Annotated in this window: 16 protein-coding genes; 3 read left to right on the forward strand and 13 right to left on the reverse strand. The window is 47.4% G+C overall.

From position 1 onward, the window contains the following. Positions 1 to 44: 44 nt before the first annotated feature. The 3 genes from FHS16_RS17485 to helD form a co-directional block, all read right to left on the reverse strand. Complete coding sequence (locus FHS16_RS17485; protein WP_183565211.1) at positions 45 to 641, reverse strand: TetR/AcrR family transcriptional regulator; 597 nt, start codon at positions 639 to 641, stop codon at positions 45 to 47. A gap of 563 nt (positions 642 to 1,204) precedes the next feature. Further along, on the reverse strand, positions 1,205 to 2,701 hold the full coding sequence (locus FHS16_RS17490) for an MDR family MFS transporter (protein WP_183565214.1): 1,497 nt from the start codon (positions 2,699 to 2,701) through the stop codon (positions 1,205 to 1,207). A gap of 113 nt (positions 2,702 to 2,814) precedes the next feature. Then, positions 2,815 to 5,232, reverse strand: coding sequence for an RNA polymerase recycling motor HelD (helD, locus tag FHS16_RS17495; protein ID WP_183565385.1), 2,418 nt, complete (start codon positions 5,230 to 5,232; stop codon positions 2,815 to 2,817). 675 nt (positions 5,233 to 5,907) lie between these two features. Between helD and FHS16_RS17500 the strand changes: the two genes are divergently transcribed. Then, positions 5,908 to 6,660 (forward strand): Crp/Fnr family transcriptional regulator, encoded by a 753-nt coding sequence (locus FHS16_RS17500; protein WP_183565217.1) that lies wholly within the window; start codon positions 5,908 to 5,910, stop codon positions 6,658 to 6,660. Between the two features lie 193 nt (positions 6,661 to 6,853). On the opposite strand, the gene FHS16_RS17505 is transcribed toward FHS16_RS17500, so the two are convergent. From FHS16_RS17505 to FHS16_RS17550, 10 genes are all read right to left on the reverse strand, one after another. Continuing rightward, the gene (locus FHS16_RS17505) at positions 6,854 to 8,134 is read right to left on the reverse strand and encodes a molybdopterin molybdotransferase MoeA (RefSeq protein ID WP_183565220.1); all 1,281 of its coding nucleotides are present in this window, start codon (positions 8,132 to 8,134) and stop codon (positions 6,854 to 6,856) included. Positions 8,135 to 8,166: 32 nt separating this feature from the next. After that, positions 8,167 to 8,778 (reverse strand): molybdenum cofactor guanylyltransferase, encoded by a 612-nt coding sequence (gene mobA, locus FHS16_RS17510; protein WP_183565223.1) that lies wholly within the window; start codon positions 8,776 to 8,778, stop codon positions 8,167 to 8,169. Between the two features lie 65 nt (positions 8,779 to 8,843). Continuing rightward, on the reverse strand, positions 8,844 to 10,340 hold the full coding sequence (locus tag FHS16_RS17515; protein WP_183565226.1) for a nitrate/nitrite transporter: 1,497 nt from the start codon (positions 10,338 to 10,340) through the stop codon (positions 8,844 to 8,846). A 205-nt stretch (positions 10,341 to 10,545) separates the two neighbouring features. Beyond that, positions 10,546 to 10,848 (reverse strand): hypothetical protein, encoded by a 303-nt coding sequence (locus FHS16_RS17520; RefSeq protein WP_183565229.1) that lies wholly within the window; start codon positions 10,846 to 10,848, stop codon positions 10,546 to 10,548. Between the two features lie 21 nt (positions 10,849 to 10,869). After that, complete coding sequence (locus FHS16_RS17525) at positions 10,870 to 11,196, reverse strand: hypothetical protein (protein WP_183565232.1); 327 nt, start codon at positions 11,194 to 11,196, stop codon at positions 10,870 to 10,872. After that, entirely contained in the window at positions 11,193 to 11,381 is a 189-nt protein-coding gene (locus FHS16_RS17530; protein ID WP_183565235.1) for a hypothetical protein, read from the reverse strand. Before FHS16_RS17530 ends, FHS16_RS17525 begins: the two co-directional genes overlap by 4 nt. Next, entirely contained in the window at positions 11,371 to 11,904 is a 534-nt protein-coding gene (locus FHS16_RS17535; protein ID WP_183565238.1) for a Rieske (2Fe-2S) protein, read from the reverse strand. Before FHS16_RS17535 ends, FHS16_RS17530 begins: the two co-directional genes overlap by 11 nt. 12 nt (positions 11,905 to 11,916) lie before the next feature. After that, a complete protein-coding gene (locus FHS16_RS17540; protein WP_183565241.1) occupies positions 11,917 to 12,480 on the reverse strand; it encodes a 4Fe-4S dicluster domain-containing protein in 564 nt (187 codons plus the stop codon). Further along, the gene (locus FHS16_RS17545) at positions 12,477 to 14,651 is read right to left on the reverse strand and encodes a molybdopterin oxidoreductase family protein (RefSeq protein WP_183565244.1); all 2,175 of its coding nucleotides are present in this window, start codon (positions 14,649 to 14,651) and stop codon (positions 12,477 to 12,479) included. Before FHS16_RS17545 ends, FHS16_RS17540 begins: the two co-directional genes overlap by 4 nt. Further along, positions 14,638 to 15,678 (reverse strand): hypothetical protein, encoded by a 1,041-nt coding sequence (locus FHS16_RS17550; RefSeq protein WP_183565247.1) that lies wholly within the window; start codon positions 15,676 to 15,678, stop codon positions 14,638 to 14,640. Before FHS16_RS17550 ends, FHS16_RS17545 begins: the two co-directional genes overlap by 14 nt. 545 nt (positions 15,679 to 16,223) lie before the next feature. On the opposite strand from FHS16_RS17550, the gene FHS16_RS17555 reads away from it, so the two are divergent. Both FHS16_RS17555 and FHS16_RS17560 read left to right on the forward strand, forming a co-directional pair. After that, the gene (locus FHS16_RS17555) at positions 16,224 to 16,952 is read left to right on the forward strand and encodes an AfsR/SARP family transcriptional regulator (protein WP_183565250.1); all 729 of its coding nucleotides are present in this window, start codon (positions 16,224 to 16,226) and stop codon (positions 16,950 to 16,952) included. 217 nt (positions 16,953 to 17,169) lie between these two features. Next, a complete protein-coding gene (locus FHS16_RS17560) occupies positions 17,170 to 18,684 on the forward strand; it encodes an S-layer homology domain-containing protein (protein ID WP_183565253.1) in 1,515 nt (504 codons plus the stop codon). The last annotated feature ends 283 nt before the right edge of the window (positions 18,685 to 18,967 follow it).

Genomic DNA, 18,967 nt, shown 5'->3' on the forward strand with positions numbered 1-18,967 from the left:
AAATAATGGTAAAACGGGGCGGATGCATTGACGACGGCCGTTGATCAAGCCATCAGCTTGACCAGTCCATTGATATGCGCTTGCGGGCTGGTGCCTTCAAATAGAAGCGAAAAAACGGCATAGCCTTCATTAAATGCAATCACTTGAATAGCAATCATACGGGGATCCTTATCCGGTGGGATCCACCCTTTCTCTTGCAAGGTAATCACTAACGCTTCAATTCCTGCAATCCACTTGCGATATTTTTCTTTCAGCAAGACGTGTATCTCCGGATCGTGTTTGGTTTGCTGGTAGAAATCAATCAGCACTACGATCCACTTATCGACGCCTTTTACCATTTGCCCAAGGCGTATAAGCGTAATCGAGAGCACTTCCTCAAGCGTTTTATCCGCGGGACTATACTGTTTAGGAATATCAGTCCATCCATTCGTTAATTGAAGCTGATAATCAAGCACATGCATGAATAACTGTTCTTTGTTTGTGAAATGACCGTAAAATGCACCCTTCGTATGCCCCGTTCGCGCGACGATATCTCCGAGCGTTGTAGCCGCATATCCTTTTTCCGAAAAACAATTCATTCCTGCTTCAAGAAGCAGCTGATAGGTAGCTTCTCTTTTTAACTGAAATTTATTTTTTGTCAATATGGCCACCTCCATCGTATCAGGACCTAATCAGGAACCTGTCTATTATTGCATTAAGATCATTATAACAATCGACAACGACTCAGTTAAAATCCGAAAGTATGGTGAGGCAAACTTAGCTGGCATAGCATACCGTTTCTAGTTTGTGCAACTATCGTTCTTAGCTAACTTAATTATGTAGGGGAATAAAAAACATATTCACTTCTCGCTTGGTTTCTACCGTTCCTCTAGCATCAATATGACTTGTCATGTTCGGGAAACCGAATACCACATCTATGGTGACTTGTACAAAACAACCATTTTTGCCCCTTACAACAAATACTTGCACAGTATTCAACTCATTATAAACTTTTTCGCTTAATTATACTGCTTGTACGCTTCATGTAATACGCCGATCCGATCATTTTCTCCAACAAAATGGCATCTTCGAGCAGGTGGAACGAGAACCCGAATAGTCCTAATCATGCTAATGATGCTGAACTCTATAATAATAAAATAAAAACAGCCTTGGCAACTAAAGGTCAAGGCTGTTCCATTCGAGCGATTCATTGTCCGATCCGCAGTTAGTGACCCATCATCGCCGCCGGGTCCGGTTTCTCCCCTCCAACGGGTCCGTCTTCTACCTGCAGCTTCGGTTTACGTAGAAGGAGCGACAGTGCAATACCTGCGGTCGCAAGGCACGCAGACAGGAAGAATGTGTCGCCGTAACCCGCAACGACGGCGCTTAGCGGATTGGCGTCCGCTCCCGCGCTTGCGGCATGGGAAGTGATCTGCGAAGTCAGATAACCCGTCAAGCCCGCGACCGCGAACGAGACGACAACTTGCTGAGCTGCTGTCGTCAGCGGCGTAACGCGGCTCACCAGAGCGCGAGGCGCAGAGTTCAGGACATGCGTGTTCAGCGGCATCATGGAGAAGCCCATGCCAAGACCCATGATGCTTATGCACAGAATGATCACCCACAACGAGGTATCCAACGATATGCTGGACAAGATGTAAAGGGAGATGGACACGACGGTAAGACCGGAGAAGGCGAGCGGCCGCGCGCCGATCTTATCGAACAATCGGCCGCTGATTGGCATGCCGATAGCCGCGCATAGTGCATAAGGCATCAGAATCCAGCCCGTTTCAAATGCGGTGTAGTGCATGACGCCTTGCAGATACAACGGCACGATCAGCATTGCTCCGAACATCGCAAGCTGTACGATCCACGTCAAGATGATGCTGCGTGTAAAGTCGGATGACTTGAACACCTTCAGCTCCAGCAGCGGCTGCTTCTGTCCTAATTCCACAAAGATAAAAAGGATAAGCGCAATCCCGCCGACAGTCAATCCCGTAATTGTCGAAGTGCTGGACCAGCTGGTGCCGCCTTCGCTTACGCCGAACGCAAGCATGGAGAAGGCGATCGGCGCGAGAAACATGCCGACGAGGTCCAGATGAGGCGCCGCATGACGTTCGGATTTCGGCAAATACTTATACCCGAGAATAAGAGCGATAATGCCGATCGGCAGATTGATGATAAAAATCCAGTGCCAGCTGACAGAATCGACCAGCCAGCCGGATAGCACTGGACCGAATGCCGGCGCCAGCAGCATTGGAATGCCGAGTAAGCCCATGATGGACCCGCGGCGCTCTGGAGGCGCGAGCTTGAACACCATGGTCATCCCGATCGGAGCCACCATTCCGCCGCCCAAGCCTTGAATGACGCGGTAAATGATCAGCTGTTCCGGCGTTTGCGCGATGCCGCACAGCACGGAGCCGATTGTAAACAAGGCGATCGTAATCATGAAAATCTGCTTGGATCCGAATTTATCGGTCATCCAGCCTGCAAGCGGGATAACGGCCGCTAAAGCCAGCGTATAGCCGGTGATGGTCCATTGGATCGTTTTCAGATCGGTGTCAAAGTACTCTACGAGATTCGGTATGGCATTATTAACGACGGTGCTGTCCAGAATAACCATGATCATGGCAACAATAATGGCTATGAGCGGGGGGAGAATGGCTTTCAGCGAGAAGTTGTCTCCGCCGGCTGCCGCTGGTTTTGTTTGCGAAGGAGCTGACATATGTTCCTGCTTTCTGCTCATTGAGCTGTTTATGGATGGAAATCATGGTCGAGAATCAAATTTTCACTGAATCATGAGCGCAGCTTATTACAGTTTACATCACCACGCATCCGTCAATATGACGCTTTCTCGTACAAATGTGCAGGCAATGCCTGCACGAACGGCGACCAATCACCAGTGGCATAAAGATGAAGCCGGTGCATGGCCCGCGTGCACGCTGTATATAGAAGCTTGCGTTCGTTTTCCCGGCCGTATGCTTCGGGCGAAGCGTCATAGACCAATACTGCATCAAACTCGACACCCTTGGCTAGATACACAGGAATGACCATCACTCCTTTTTCAAAGTCCTGCGTCTCCTTCGTAATGAGGCGAGTGGCTTCTGCTCCATGAATCCGTAACGATTGATGGGCCTCACGGCTTTCGGCTGCAGTCTTCGTAATGACGGCGATGGAATCGAAGCCCTCGGCTATGAGCGCCTCGATGTCGGCCAGAATTTGCGCATCACGCATCTCCCCTCCAACAAGTGTTGTCAGAAGGGGCTTTGGGCCTTCCCTTTCAAAAGGGGCAATCTCTTCCCCGCCTGGAAGCATCCGTTTCGTAAATTCAACAATCTCCCTGGTTGAACGATAACTGCGGACAAGTCTGACAAGGGTTGTTTCAGCTTCCCCGAAAAGACGTACAAGCGGCGAATCGGATGCAGCCAAACTTGTAGACTGCATGAAGATCGCTTGCCCGAAATCCCCGAGTACCGTCATCCGAGCACGGGGAAACAGCTTTTTTAGATATTCATATTGAAAGGACGAATAATCCTGACCCTCGTCAACGAAAACATAACGGATTTCCGTGTTCGTCCGAACGCCTTCTATCAGTTCTTTTACATACAAATACGGAGTCGCATCCTCGTAAAACAACTCATTCCGGAGCAGCATTTCCTTTGTCTGCCTGCATATTTCAGTCCAAAGCGGGGGGATGTAGGCCCCATTCGTTTTCTCCCGATAAGCGGCCTCGCTCTCAAATAATTGGCCATAAATGCCTTTGACATCTATAAACGAGTATTTTTTCACACCTTTCCTTAACGGTATAAAGCTTTCTTTCACAATCCTGCTGCGCAGCAAATCTTCCTCCCTGCGGGAAAAGTCAAAGTCACCTTCATCTTCTCTACGCTTATGGTTCATTTTCTCGCGAACTGTGGCGAATTGCTCCGCGATGTCGAATACTTCCCTATCTTTATGCAGCATGCTGAAAACCTCTGCATACTGCTCGGTATCGAGATAATTCAACTCATCCTGTACCCATGGCGCATCCCGTTCCAGGCGTTCAAGCGAAGCAAGCTCATTCAGCAGCCAATCCTGCAAGAGATCGACACGGTTGAGCAGCGGCAAGGAACGGTCATAACGATAAAATTCCGCTCTCATTCGCTCCGCTGTAATCAAATTGCGGTCCCGAATCCGAATACTGTTGAAGCACATGCCTTCTCGTCCCAACCACATTCCATAATTCTGCAAGGCTTGCAGGAAATACTCCGAAGCTTTATATGCAATCCCCTGGAGACGCGCCTCATACCCCGGTGCTCCCTGCGCGGTCAGTACATATTCGATCTGATCGAAGGGATCCTCCGACCGTAACGAGGAACCAAGCCAATAGTCGAGATATTCCTGAAAAGTCGTCTGCTGCATATTCTCCTCACCGAGTTCCGGAAGGACGGTAGAGATATAGCTGGTAAACATCGGATTCGGAGAGTAAAGAACAATCTGATCGGCCCTGATCGACTGGCGATGTTTGTACAGCAAGTACGCCACCCGCTGCAATGCCGCTGAAGTCTTCCCGCTGCCGGCTGCCCCTTGTACGATAAGCATATGGCTTTTATCATTACGGATGATCGCGTTTTGTTCCTTCTGGATAGTTGCAACGATACTTTTCATTTGCGAGTCCGCACCTTTTCCGAGCACTTGCTGCAGCAATTCATCCCCTATTGTCTCGTTCGCGTCAAACATATTTCGAATATGACCGTTTTGAATTTGATACTGCCGTTTGAGCTCCATCTCCCCTTCAATTCGTCCAGCCGGCGTGACATAAGACGCCAATCCGGGAGAGTAGTCATAGTATAGACTCGCGATTGGCGTACGCCAGTCATAGATTAGAAAACTCAAGCCGTCCTCTTCGATGAAAGAAGATACTCCGATATAAATCTGCTCGCTGTGGTTCTGACCATCCTCCTTAAAGTCGATGCGCCCAAAATAAGGAGACGGGAGCAGACGGTTCATGTTTTTCCATTGCTGCGTCAATAGCTTGTGACCGCGCTCCCTTTCGGCTAATATCGCGGACTGCTGGTTAATGGTGTAGAAGCTCTCTTCGAAATCTTCGTACGTACTGGTGTTGATCGTAACTTCTTCCCAAAACCGTTTGCGGATGTCCGTAGCCTGATCGTGCAGCCCGGCAACCTCCGGCTCCAGTTCGGTAATTCTCGCCTGCAGCTTGTTCCTAACCCCTGCCAGCCTCTCCTGTTCCTGCCGCCAATCCTTCGTTTGCATTTCCACAAAACACACTCCTTTTTCTGGGATAAAAAAGAGCATTGACAAATCAAACTTCCAGATGTAGAATTAAATTAGGAATAGAAGTGGATTCGATTCTAATTTAAATTTGTCAATTACGCTAATGATTATATCATAGCGTTATTTATCGTTCAATTCTTTTTTTATCCTCAGACAGAATTACATACTAAGCCTGATAATGAGCAATTTAATTAAACCGCAGCTGAGTTCAGCTGACTGAAGGTGGCCCTTGCATGGATAAGGCGTCATTTTTTTTATGTCCGCTAGCTCTGGCTTGAGATAGATTATATCCTCCGCCGAATCCCATCGAAGATGCCATTCCATTTCCAATCATCAGTACCCTCCCTGCTATTACGCCAAATAAGTTTGTTTTAGGAGGCAGCACATCACTCGAGCGGCCTTGCTGCATTGCAGTTTGTACACTCTGTTCGTCGTTTTTAAAAAAACCGCTCTTGTTATGTGTAAATAAGGGAAAACCCTGATTTCTCTATCAGCGCTTTCCCTTATCAAGGTCTCGGAGCTATAAGGGATTTGTCTGTGATTTTCATCACACCTCCTCAGGAAATTTCAAAAGATCAGTAGAACTCCCGATAAACAAACACGGCTAACTCCTTTATCATGAAGGTAATAAGAAACGTCGAGGAGTTGGTCCGCATGACCATTCATTTCCCGGTAAAAGAAGAAAACACAGCATCCTTTACAACAATTCCCGTTCATCATAAAGGCATTATGGGATTGTTCTCAGAAGAGAATTTCGATAAATTAAAGAGCATTATGTATCTCAAGCAAGCAAAGAAAGGCGAGCATTTATTCTGGGAAGGCGACACTGCGGACAAATTATACTTTGTCATAAAGGGCGGAGTTCGCATCACGAAGATGTCTGAGCTGGGCAAAAGCTTTATCTTGTATCTGCATCAAGCTGGCGATTTGTTCGGTCAAATCGATCCCTTTCAAGATTCTGTACAAGGCTTTAGCGCAGAGGTCACCGCAGATTGCGAAGTAGGCATCATTTTGCGAAAGGATCTAGAAGTTCTAATATGGCAGCATGGCGATTTAGCGATTGAATTTATGAAATGGATGGGCCTCGTTCATCGGATGACCGAAAGCAAATTCCGTGATTTGATGATGTACGGCAAACATGGCGCGTTGTGTTCGTTACTGATCAGATTGAGCAATTCCTACGGCGTACCCAGTGGCGAGCATGTGTTGATCGACTATAAAATCAACAATTCGGAACTGGCTGATATGATCGGCTCGACCCGTGAGAACGTTAATCGGATGTTAAGCGACATGCGTAAAGAAGAGGTGCTCGAATTACAAAATGGTTATATCATCATTAAAAAGGCTGCCTTCCTGCGCAGTATTTGCCATTGTGAAAATTGTCCAACGGGAATATGCAGAATGTGATAGCATGCGATATTCCAACAATTTGTTCTTCCATCGTGACATGTTCATTCAATAGATCATGCATAAAGGGGAGCAGCCCGCTTCTCATTTACCTCTATTCCAAATCTCTCCAATTACTCGTTTCAATTCACCTTATTGTTTAAATATATCTGCGCAAGCCTATATGTGTGTGATTTCCCATCATCCGCCTCGTTTAATACGGCGTTGTTTCATAAGGTAAAGTAATCAGTGCAACGACCTCGCCGGCAGAGATGCCTGTGGAGCCTGATGGGATCAGGATGAGGCAGTTGGCCTCTTGAATAGAGACCAGCATGCTCGAGCTATTCTTCTCCAGCACGCTTGCCGTTACTTGCTGCTGGGAGATAGTCATCCGCCCTCGAACGTACCGATCATGCGGGCATCCCTTTTTGTAATCAGTCGTTATCGTCGCCTTGATAGGAGACTGGGCAAGGCTATCTATTCCTTGCATCGCAAGCAGCGCAGGACGCGCAAACAGCTCAAAACCTACAAAGCAAGCACCGGGATTGCCCGATAATCCGAAGACGAGCTTCTTATTTATGACCGCAGCCGAGGTCGGGCATCCCGGCCGCATCGCCACTTTATTGAAGAGCAGCTCGGCTTCGCTCCCGCTCATTGCAGCAAAAAATTGCGCCATGACATCATAGTCTCCGACAGATACACCGCCGCTGACAATGAGCATGTCGCAGTTTTGTACTGCTGCGTGAATCGTGCTCACCACTTGGTCGATATCATCAGAAACCGTACCAAGGTGCTCAACAAGACCACCATATTGCTGTACTTGTGCTGCAAGCATATAGGCGTTGCTATTGCGTATTTTCCCCGGTTGAAGCGGCTCGCCCACAGCAATCAGCTCACTACCGGTCGTTAATATTCCTACTATCGGTCGCCGGTAAACGGGAACCTGCTCATACCCTAGTGAAGCGAGCAGCGCCATTTGTCCAGGCCCCACGCGAGTGCCTGCGCCCATAAGCAGCTGCCCTGCCTCTACTTCATCACCAGGATTCGCAATATTTTGTCCGTACTCGACTTTATGTTTCAATCGGATACAATCCTGCCCATCTAGTTGAAGCTCATCGGTCTGCTCGAACATAACAACCGCATCCGCACCCTCTGGAACGGCTGATCCTGTCATCACACGAATCGCCGTTCCGGGAACCACCTGAAGAGAGGAGACAGAACCCGCAGGCACTTCATCAATCACTCTAAGACATGCCTTGTTCTGTGTAGATGCAGATCCAGCTTCTTCACTCCAAACGGCATAGCCATCTAATCCCGACCTTCGAAAATGCGGCATACATTCCTTCGATAACAATGATTCCGAAATTCTTCTATTCAAACATGAATCTATCGATGCATACTCGCTGCTTAACGGGCGGATATGCTGCAGAATCACATGCTGGGCATAGTCAACCTTTACTGCCCTCCGGACATATTTATGGCTGCCTTTTTTCATTGCATAACAACCCTTCTTTTCATCCAGCTTGGTTACGATTTGAAGACTTCCAACCGCTGCATGGCCTCGTAGTCGTCAATCGTTTTTATACTGGACACAAATTTCAAGTCAACACCGTTCTCGTACAAATACCGATCATCCCGCTCACTCCAGAAAATATGCTTTAGCAACGAAGAAAGCTGCGTTTCTCCCCGTTGAAGAAGCGGAACGATATGCGAGGCGCATGTCCGATCATAGATGCCGTGTAATGGATACCGTTCACCAGCTACCATAGGAACGACGGCTTCAAAACCATCCCGCTTCCTTTCTAGCAATAACTCTGCCGCTTTATTAGATATGAAAGGCATGTCGCACCCGACTACCCATACAGAAGCGTGCTTCGCGAGAGACAATGCTGCGTGCATGCCTCCAAGAGGACCTTGGCCTTCATAAAAGTCGGTAATAATACGTACTGACCGGTTAACGATATTTAAAAAAGGGGTAGGATCTTGGGTTACGACAATCAACTCATCGCATATTTCCCGCATTCGATCCAATTGCCTCGCAATCATTGGTTGTCCGCCAAAAGAAAGAAGGGCCTTCAGCTCCCCATTGATTAGTCGATTTGTTCCACCTGCCAAAACCACTCCCGAAAGCATCGCCATCACTTCTCCTATCCGGTTTCTTTTAAATACACGTTAAACAAAAGGATACACTCACGTGTCCGCGGCTATTGGGTTGGTGTCATATCGCTGAACATCGCAGCAAAACATTTGATTTCTCCCGCGTCATTGCGAATACAATTAATAGTCAGCCATTCCGGATAGACTTCTCCATTTTTGCGACGATTCCATATTTCCCCTTGCCAGCTTCCTGTACTTTGCAGAGAGGCCCACATACCCGCGTAAAAGGCTTTATCCTGCTTCCCTGATTTCAGCAGGCTCGCGGTTTGACCAACAGCCTCCTCCGACAAGTAGCCGGTCACTTCAGTAAAACGACCGTTAACCGATTGAATAAACCCTTTCGGATCAGTGACCATTATGCCTTGGGAGGTTTGATCCATAATGCTTAATGTTAAACTCAGCTTCTCCTGATAGTACATCCAGATCACAAGAATTAAACTTGCCAGAGCCACTTGGGACAGCGCCATAAACCCGATCGCATAGTGTCCTGTCAGATTGAAGAGCGCCGTTAGAAGCAATGGCGGGAAAAAGCCGCCAAGACCTCCCATTGCTGATATGAGCCCATTCGCAATACCCGCCTGCTTCGAGAAATACATCGGAACCAGCTTGAAAATCGTACCGTTCCCTGTACCCGCGCATAGAGCGATCGTTAAACATCCTACTGTATAAATTTCAATGGATGGCGCAAAGGATAAGATGACGGCCGATAACGTTAAGCCGCCGAACACAGCCATCAGAATGGTGAATGGATTCCATCTGTCCCCCATCCAGCCGCCGACTGGTCTCATGATCGTAGCCAGAACGATGAAGCCGGCTGTCCGAATACCTGCATCGACTTTTGTTAGCTCGAAGTGGGAGACCAGAAAGTTAGGCAGGTAAACGGTAAATGCCACGAATGATCCGAAAGTAATGAAGTAAAATAAGCATAGCAGCCATAACTTCTCATTCTTATATACCCCTTTAATCTGTTCCGTCAAAGAAGCGGTGCTTTTGGGCTCATGCTTATCTCCAAGCAAAAAGTTAATGCCGATAAAGATGGCCAGAAGCACGGCATACATCAGTACGGTTTTTTCCCAGCCCATGTGATTCGCAACCACCGGTGCCGCGAAAGCCGTTATCGCCGTCCCTAGATTACCTACTCCATAAATCCCATTAACTAGCCCATGCTTTTCTTTCGGGTAATACTTAGGCAAAGAGGTAACACCGACGGAAAAGACGGCTCCGCCAATCCCTAACACCACTCCTCCTATAATGAGGTCGATGAAGGAGTCTGCTATGCTAATCCAATAGATCGGTGCCAGCAGCAGCAGGAAGCTAATGATAAACAACACTCGCGCGCCGTACCGATTCGTCCAATAACCCGCTGGAATGCGCAACAAAGAACCAAATAGGATTGGAGTCGCTGTAACCAAGGCCAACTGGCCTGAGCTTAATGAAATGTCCTCTTTAATAAATGGCATCAACGAAGACAGAATAACCCAGATCATGAAACCTAAAGCTAGACTGAGTGTTTGAATAGACAATGGACGATTATTGCCGTTCATGTTTAACCCCTTCCTTCTGTGCTTATGCGTTTTGGTATGTATGTCTTGGCTTGTAAATGTATTAAACCATCAAGCCCATATAGGCCGCAGTGACCTTTATCACAAATACATAGCTAAATTAGAAATTCGCCTTACTCCTATGCATAGAAAAAGCCTGTACTCCCGCCTTTTACGGAGTTCAGGCTTCAGTTATTTGGGCATCTCATTACGCTGCCGGGATATCCTCGAAGTATATCCAATACGTTAGCTTGCCTTCGATATCATGAGAAACAAAATGATGTCTTGCGCAGGTATTCTCCAGCTTTGTTGCGCTGCCATCGAATATAGGGACGGATAGAAACTGTGTAGGCTTCAAATAAAACGTTATGAACTTTCCGTCTTCTGCGAGCTTCACTCTGAACAAGGGTGGATATGGCTTTGGCTTCGTCTGCTCTTCTCCTGAATGATCTTCAATCCATATTTCTACCTTGCGTCCCACGTAGGCAGATAAGCCCTTTTCCCATTCCATAATCATCCCTCTTATTCCTTGTTAATTTTTGCCGCAATGGCTGCAGCCTTCATGCGCTTCTTTGATATCAAGCTGAATCCGGTAGCCCTGCAGCCAGTCCATGAACCGCAGTGCAGCATTCTCCTCCAGGTACGCTAGAATCTCCTCTTCACACTGCCACTTCGCCATGCCTTTCACTTCAGCTACAACGATATCGACTAGCTCCTGATCCTGCTGCTTCGCTTCCATATGCCAGCTGCCTTTACCGGTGAATAAGCTTTGCAATTGCTGCTCAACAGCCTGCTCGAAATGTTGTTCCGGTTCATGTTCGCGAATGAAGCATAAATCCAAAAAGAACTCTGCTATCATTTCGATTTCCCTTCCTTCTTATAAATAGATAAGGCAATCGGGAACAGAATAATATTCAATACCGCGAATATAAGGACCAGTTCATATTTTTGATGGAAATAATGATTGACCGCGTATTGGGTACATACAACATTTAGAAAAAGAACAACGCACAGCATGATTACGCCTCTATAGCTACGTTTCATAACGTTTCACTCCCGTTGCAATTACAGCGCCATTTTCTACGACTACAGCAATTTCGGGAAGCGGCCTTCTAGGCGGGCCTGCCGTCGGCTTGCCTGTCTTGGCATCGAAATAGCCATGATGACATGGACAGACCATTTTTTCTTCCTCCCGGTTCCAGAAGACGGGACATTTCAAATGCGTACAAGCATTCTGATAAGCCTTGTACTCGTTTTCTCCCAATCGAATAAGCAACGCAGATTCATGCTCGCTCGGATACGAGAATTCAGCGGATTCGCCAATAGATAGGGATGCGATATCTACAATCTTCTTTTTCGCATAGCTTTTCGTATGGAATCCCATCAGTTCTTTGGCTGCAAGCCCGCCCCAGGGCAGGGTGGAAATCGCGAATACGCCTGCTGCGCCAACCATTGTCTTCATAAACCCGCGCCGATCCAGAAGCCGCTCATTTTCTTTATGGATATTATGTGTGTAATTGTCTTCATCGAACGGTATTTTGTTGTTTTTCCCATTATCCTTTTCCATTTGCTAACCCCCTTAAAACAGCTTTTGTTTCCCTTGCAATATACCAGGAAGACTGATCTTCACATTCGTCTCCCCTTCTAACGGATCGAAAGGCTGATGGCTTGACATCCATTTTCCCAGACGATGCTGCTCTTGTTTCATTTCCAGCTCATCCTCTGTAATCCATTGCAGCGTATTCGTCGGACATACGGATGCGCACATTGGAGGAATGCCTTCTTTGGTCCGATCATAGCAAAGGTCGCATTTGTACATGAAATTCTGCTCTTCGTCGAACTTAGGGATACCGTAAGGGCAAGCAATCGTACAATTCTGGCAGCCGATGCATTTCTCAACCATTGCCGATAATACGGCACCTTCCGGAGTAATTTGTATGGCTTGCGCCGGACAGCTTCGGGCGCATGCAGGATTAACGCAGTGCAGGCACATCAGCGGTATCGTTTGCCGGTTTACGAGTGGATTGACATCATATACGTAGTTGCGGTTCCGCTCGTCATGGCCGCCGCACTGCGTGCATGCCGCCAAGCAGCTTCGGCAGCCAATACAGTTATCCATTTCGATATATAGTAGTTTCTTCACCGCACTGCCTCCTTGCTGATTACCGTTTTTTCCAGCTCCGCCGCGCAGGCCTTGAACTCAGGCATGCGGGACATTGGGTCCAGAGCAGGTATTGTCAATAAATTAACCGCCAGCTCATGTCCGAAATGGTAAGGAACAAAAACCGTATCCTTGCGTATCGCTTCCGTTACCTTTACCTTGAAGTGGGCTTCGCCGCGACGTGTGTATAATCGCACAAGCTCATCATGCACTATGTCATACTGTTTTGCCGTATCGGGATGCACCTCAACATATGGTTCTGGGCACATATCATGCAGGAATGATATTCTACGTGTCTGATTGCCGGATAAGTAATGATAGACAACTCTCCCCGTTGTTAAGCGGAGTGGATATTGCTCGCATGGCTCCTCGGCTGGGGGACGGTAGGGAAGCGCGCAAATTTTGGCTTTGCCGTCCGCATGATAATATTGCTGATTGAGGAACATGTATGGCGTTCCCGGGTCATTCTCATCCTTGCAAGGCCAGAATACACCGTTTTGCTTCTCGATTTTGTCCCATGTCGCGCCGTAGTAATCCGCATAGCCGCCTTTGGAGGCTAGTCTGAATTCCTCCGCCACCTTGGCTGCAGTCGTCAGATGAGAGAAATATTTGCCCCGGCCCATTCTCTCTGCAAGCTCGACCGCAATTAACCAGTCCGGCTTCGATTCGCCAATCGGCTCTTGGGCTTTGTTGATTTTGATGATTCTGCCTTCCAGATTGGTTACCGTACCTTCATCCTCCGACCATGTGACTGAAGGCAGCACAACATCGGCGAATTCAGCCGATTCCGATAAATACATATCTGAACAAACCATGAAATCCAAGTTCTTCAGTGCTGCTTTCACATCATTCAAGTTAGGTGCTGACACTGCAGGATTAGAGCAAAGCAAGTAAAGCGCTCTGATCGTTTTATTGTGCATGAGCTCGAACATTTCATAAGCCGATACGCCAGGGAGCGGCATTTCTTCCGGCTCGATTCCCCATACGCTGCATACCTCTTGTACATGCTTAGGATTCGTTATCTTACGGTAGCCTGGCAGCGCATCAGCCTTCTGCCCGTGCTCGCGTCCGCCCTGGCCATTCCCTTGTCCCGTTAATGTCGCAACGCCCGATTTGGGACGACCGATTTTCCCCGTAACCAAGCACATATTCGTGTAGGCGGATACGTTGTCCGATCCTCTCGTTTGCTGCTCAATGCCGCGTGCAAACATAACGATCGCATTCGGCGCTTTTCCGTAAATTTCTGCCGCGCGAATTAATTTCTCAGGTGCTACGCCTGTTATCTCACTCGTATATTCCGGCGTGAATTGACTCACGAGCTCCTTCGTTTCCTCGAAGCCGTTCGTATGCGCCAAAGTGAACTTCTCATCCGCATAACCATTCTGAATCAGAAGATTGACCATGCAGTTGGCCAGCGCCAGATCGGTGCCCGGCTTCAGGTCCAGATGAATGTCAGCCCGCCTCGCGAGCGGCGTCTCTCTTGGGTCTACAACAATGAGGTAGCCGCCGCGGCTCTGTACCTCCCAAACCCGGAACATCGAGGTTGGATGACATTCCGCTGTGTTGCTGCCTGCTATAAACAAACAATCCGTTTCATGGATATCCGTCCAAGGCAGAGTAGAACCGCGATCCACGCCAAAGCTTCTAAGAAATCCTGCTGCTGCGCTCGACATGCAGAATCGGCCGTTATAATCAATGTAGCGCGTCTGCAAGGCAACCCTTGCAAACTTTCCGGTCAGATAGCATTTTTCATTAGTCATCGATACGCCGCTATATACGGATAATGAATCTTTGCCATACTCCGTCTGCAGCTCCTTGAATTTACGAGTGATCAGTTCGTAAGCTTCATCCCACGTAGCTTCTCGGAAGCCTTCCTTCGTCCCCTTCGTCGATGCGTCATCACGAATCAATGGACGCAGCAGCCGATCATCATGGTTCGTCTGCTGATAAGCTGTAACGCCTTTCGGACACATTTTGCCGAGCGTCACCGGCCAATCATATCTAGGCTCTACGCCAATAATCGTATTTTTAGTCGTATCCACTCTCAAATTCATGCCGCATTGCATGCCGCAATAGGAGCAATGAGTCGCAACTAATTTTTCTTTAGGATGAATGACATTGGGAATTTCTTTATAAAATTTATCCTTTAGCATTCTGGTTAGCCTCCTTGACCTTGATGGTATGGGTAGCAACGCCCGCGAACCTTGACATGCGGTATTTACGCCTGCAAGGCAAGCACAGCTCAGCCAGATGGAAACCTTCCGTCATTGCAAATTCGATTTCATTCTGCTTCAAGACTTGAATCACATCGTCCGACTGCTCCACAGAAACGAACCCGGTACCGCATACCTTGCATGCCTTCATCTCCTTCTCGCCGTAGTGCTCACGATAGTTTTTCGCGAACACACTGAGCGGGCGAATCGGAATATGTGCCAGCTTGCCGAAGGGCAAATAAATCAGCGTCAGGATAACCGACCATTGATGGATCAGCGTCATAACCGGATGCCCCCAGCCATGAAGGACAATGTTGCTGAAAGTCAGCAGGAGACCCGTAATGCTGATAAACAGCAGCAGGTATAGCGGCAGAAAGTCGTAAACGAATGTTTGTTCCGCCCGTGCCTGCATGTTCTTGATGCGGCGATACAACGCCATACATACACCGGCAATAACCATGAACGCGGTAATATTCAAAGCATTGTAGAAGAGAAATGCGATCCATCCATCAGCCTTCACCCTCATGATGTCAAGTCCGAAGCCAACGACCGTATAAGTGCCATTGTCTTCCATCGTGAAATACATCCAACCGAACACCAGCGGAAAAGTAACGCATGCCGAGAGGATGCAGCCCCAGCCCAGCAGCACATGCTGCGTCCAACGATAGACGCCGCGATTCCAGATGAAACGATAAGTTGCTAGATGCTCGACCGACGTTTGCGGAGTGCTTCTGCGGAATAAAAGCTTGATCCCCTTCTTAATGATTAATTTGGTTGGTGGACGCTCCGCCCAAGCGATAAACCGGTAGAAGAATCCGCCAATAAATACGATGGTTCCGACCATATAACCGTAAAGCGCTAGATCGATATGCGTGAAAAACCGAGTGCCGATATAAACCAATACAATTAGGGCAACTATGGTCAAAAAATACATTTTCGCGAATTTCGTTGCAAAAGCAAAATTCATAGCAAATCCTCCTTCGTCGTACATTTCTTTCCTCATTAAAACATGCCATGTATGTGAAACACTGTGACGTTTATCACATCGCATGCTTTACGCGTGCAAGATAAGAAGAAACGCTTGACGGTGTCCTTACTATAGTCGCCATCGTTTCGTCGAAGCGACTAGAGAAAGTACGAGCAAACCCTATACTTTGCTATATTTTCAAAAAAAGAACCTTCCTGAACAAGACATTCAGGAAGGCATCATCAAGGAGGCAATCAGATTAGATATCGAAAACCGTGAAGACAAACTTCCATTAACAGTAGTTCCCATGCACTTTGTTAAGCAAAACAATAGTCATACAAGAATGAGTGCATATTCTCTGAAAAGGGAGAGACCGAGTCAGAGCGATCACCCCTTTTTTACTAATTATCGAGTACTGCGCTATTAAGGGCGCTAGCTATATCTGTGTCGAAAAAAAGCGTATATTCGCTTGGCGAGATGATTTCGCGATGCTACACTTATCGAGAACATTTTCGTACGGAAATAGACGCCTAGGAGGACTCCAGATGGACGATAATCAATCCAAAATTCGATGCTTCGGGCATTTTATGCTGCTCGACCCCAGCGGAGAAGCGGTGAAATGGCGTACGTCCAAAGCCGAGGAGCTAATGGCCTATCTCGTCCATCATCGGGGAGAGGCTGTAGAACGGACTCGAATTATGGACGCTCTCTGGGGCAACGATGCCGCGAAAACTCCCGCCTATTTCAACACGACGGCGCACTATCTTCGCAATAATCTATTAAACATCGGACTAGTTGATATTTTGCAGCATAGCAAGGGAAAGTATCGCATTCGAGTCGATTCATTCGAGGTCGATTCGCTTGTCTTCGAACGCTGGCAGCCCTCCTGCAAGACCATTCATTCCGGTAATCTCACCGAATGCGAGGATACCGTTAAGCTGTATACGGGCAGCTACCTAGCGAACAAGGATTACAGCTGGACCGAGCAGCGTCGAGCCTCATATGAGAACAAGTACCTGGAACTTGTCATTGGCATAAACGACTACTATGTGAACGAGGGAACATATTCTACCTCGATTAAATTCCTCAAAAAAGCGATTAAACAAGTACCATGGAACGAAACCATACACAATCTGCTAATTCGATCGCATTTGGAGGACCACGATCGCCTCGCTGCATTGAAACAATACGATGCGCTTAAACGAATGTTACGACGTGAATACCGAGAAGATCCCAGCGATGAGATCAAACGCTTGATGCATTTAAGGAACTAGGACTTTAAAACTATTTCTCACACAAATAAAGTCCATATATCTAGTTCGTTCGACAAATTCAAAATTTTGGAATTCAAGCACTTAGGACTTCTACATCCCTTATATATCAAGCGATTTCGGGGTATTCCATCCTCATATTCCTTCAAATCTTGTTTACTATCTATTGCTAAAATAGAACTATGTTTGACAACTATTATTTAGAGATAGGAGTTTGATTATGAAGAAGACATGGATCATAATGAGTCTCGTGGCTTTGCTTAGCTCTTCTGTGCTCGTATTTTCACAAGACCCAGCACAAGCCAAAACAACCGCAGACTTCAACGATCTGAAGGACCTGGACGCAGCCACCAAAGCCAAGTTCGATGCGATGATCAGTGCTGGAATCTTCGACGGTGTGGCCGAAGGCAAATTCGGCTTGAAAGAAGAGATGAATCGCGCTCAATTCGCAAAAGTAGCTGCATTGATCTACAATTTGGATGTCAATAAAGACTTGAAAACATCCAGCTTTACAGACGTAAAATCGGACGACCCTGCGAATGGTTATGCATTGCCTTATATAGAGGCACTTAAAAAATCGGGAATCACGGATGGATCTGGCGAAGGCACATATAATCCAGCTGGCCAAGTGAGCAAGGAGCAATTAGCTACATTCCTCGTTCGTGGGCTTGGCAAGCGCGAGGAAGCCGAATCGAAGCCTGGCGTGACCGATAATACGGTATCCGACTGGGCCAAAGGTTACGTGGAGCTTGCTTTGCAGCTCAAGCTCCTGAATAATAATGTAGATGGTAAATTCGGTGGCTCTAACAACGCAACAAGAGACCTATTGGTAACTGGTGCTTACGAAGCCAAAGAACAATTCGTAGCCTCCTCCAAACCGTCACCGACTCCAACGGCTACACCAGTATCTACACCGGTTCCGACGCAAGCGCCAACTCAAGCGCCCACGTCGACACCAACGTCTTCACCTACTTCGACACCAACGTCAACACCAACGTCTTCTCCTACATCGACGCCATCGTCAGCACCTACATCGACGCCTGCCGTGGCTCCAATTGATTATTCGCTTAAGGTAGGCACCCATTTGAATACGGTCGCGATCACTTATGTTCATAATCAGGATAACAGCTTGCGTATTGCGAGAAGCGCTAATCCAATTGCTGCTCCACTCGTCGGAACGAACGTATCTACGATAGCCGCTTTACACGAGTACACTGCTGGTTCAGACATTACAGATATCACGTTTACTCATTTCCTTGGTTTGTACGAAGTGAACAGCGACGACGTTATCGTGAAATTCAGCAGCATTTATTTGGAAGAACCTAAACAACTGACAACAACTTCCCTAATCAATTTCACGAAACACGAGACTTTACCAAGTGGTGTCTTGGACCTTGTTTCACTTCCAAACCCAGAGCTTCCTGATGCGGTAAGATGGGAAGTTAAATCCGGTAACGATTTAACTTCCGGAACGCCTCCAGTCGATGCGATATTTGGCGGCGAAGCGGTCGAATCTGAAACTTATTATGCTCATCCAAACTTCATCGCACTCGCTGCAGTAGACAGCGAAGGTAGAGTAGTCGGATACACGTTTCTGTCGACTAGTACATTAAATGTGGAGGTACCAGTAGAAACCAATCCACCTATCAACCTACCTACCAATCCACCAATTCAACCATGCCCAATATTTCCGATGTGTGGCCCTAATAATCCTACTTTTCCTCTAGCACCATAATACTTAATCAGTTTTTCTATTCGAACAGGCCTTACCCTATTGTCTGGGGTAAGGCCTGTTTTTCTATAAAGTTACGCCCAACCTAATTACCCCCTCCCGCTATAACCCCACGCAAAGCTTAGCGACTCACATGTTATCATTCCTGAAGCAGCATTCATGCCAGCTAGGCTGCCAGTGCTATATATCGTGCCGCTGCTCGTAATCTCGCTGCTGCTCTCGCTATTGCAGATACTCCCTTCATTGTATCCTGTCAGGCCTCCAGCATTATTTGGATCTGTGAAAC

Origin of the sequence: Paenibacillus endophyticus (genome assembly GCF_014192395.1) — a bacterium.
Lineage (GTDB): Bacteria > Bacillota > Bacilli > Paenibacillales > Paenibacillaceae > Pristimantibacillus > Pristimantibacillus endophyticus.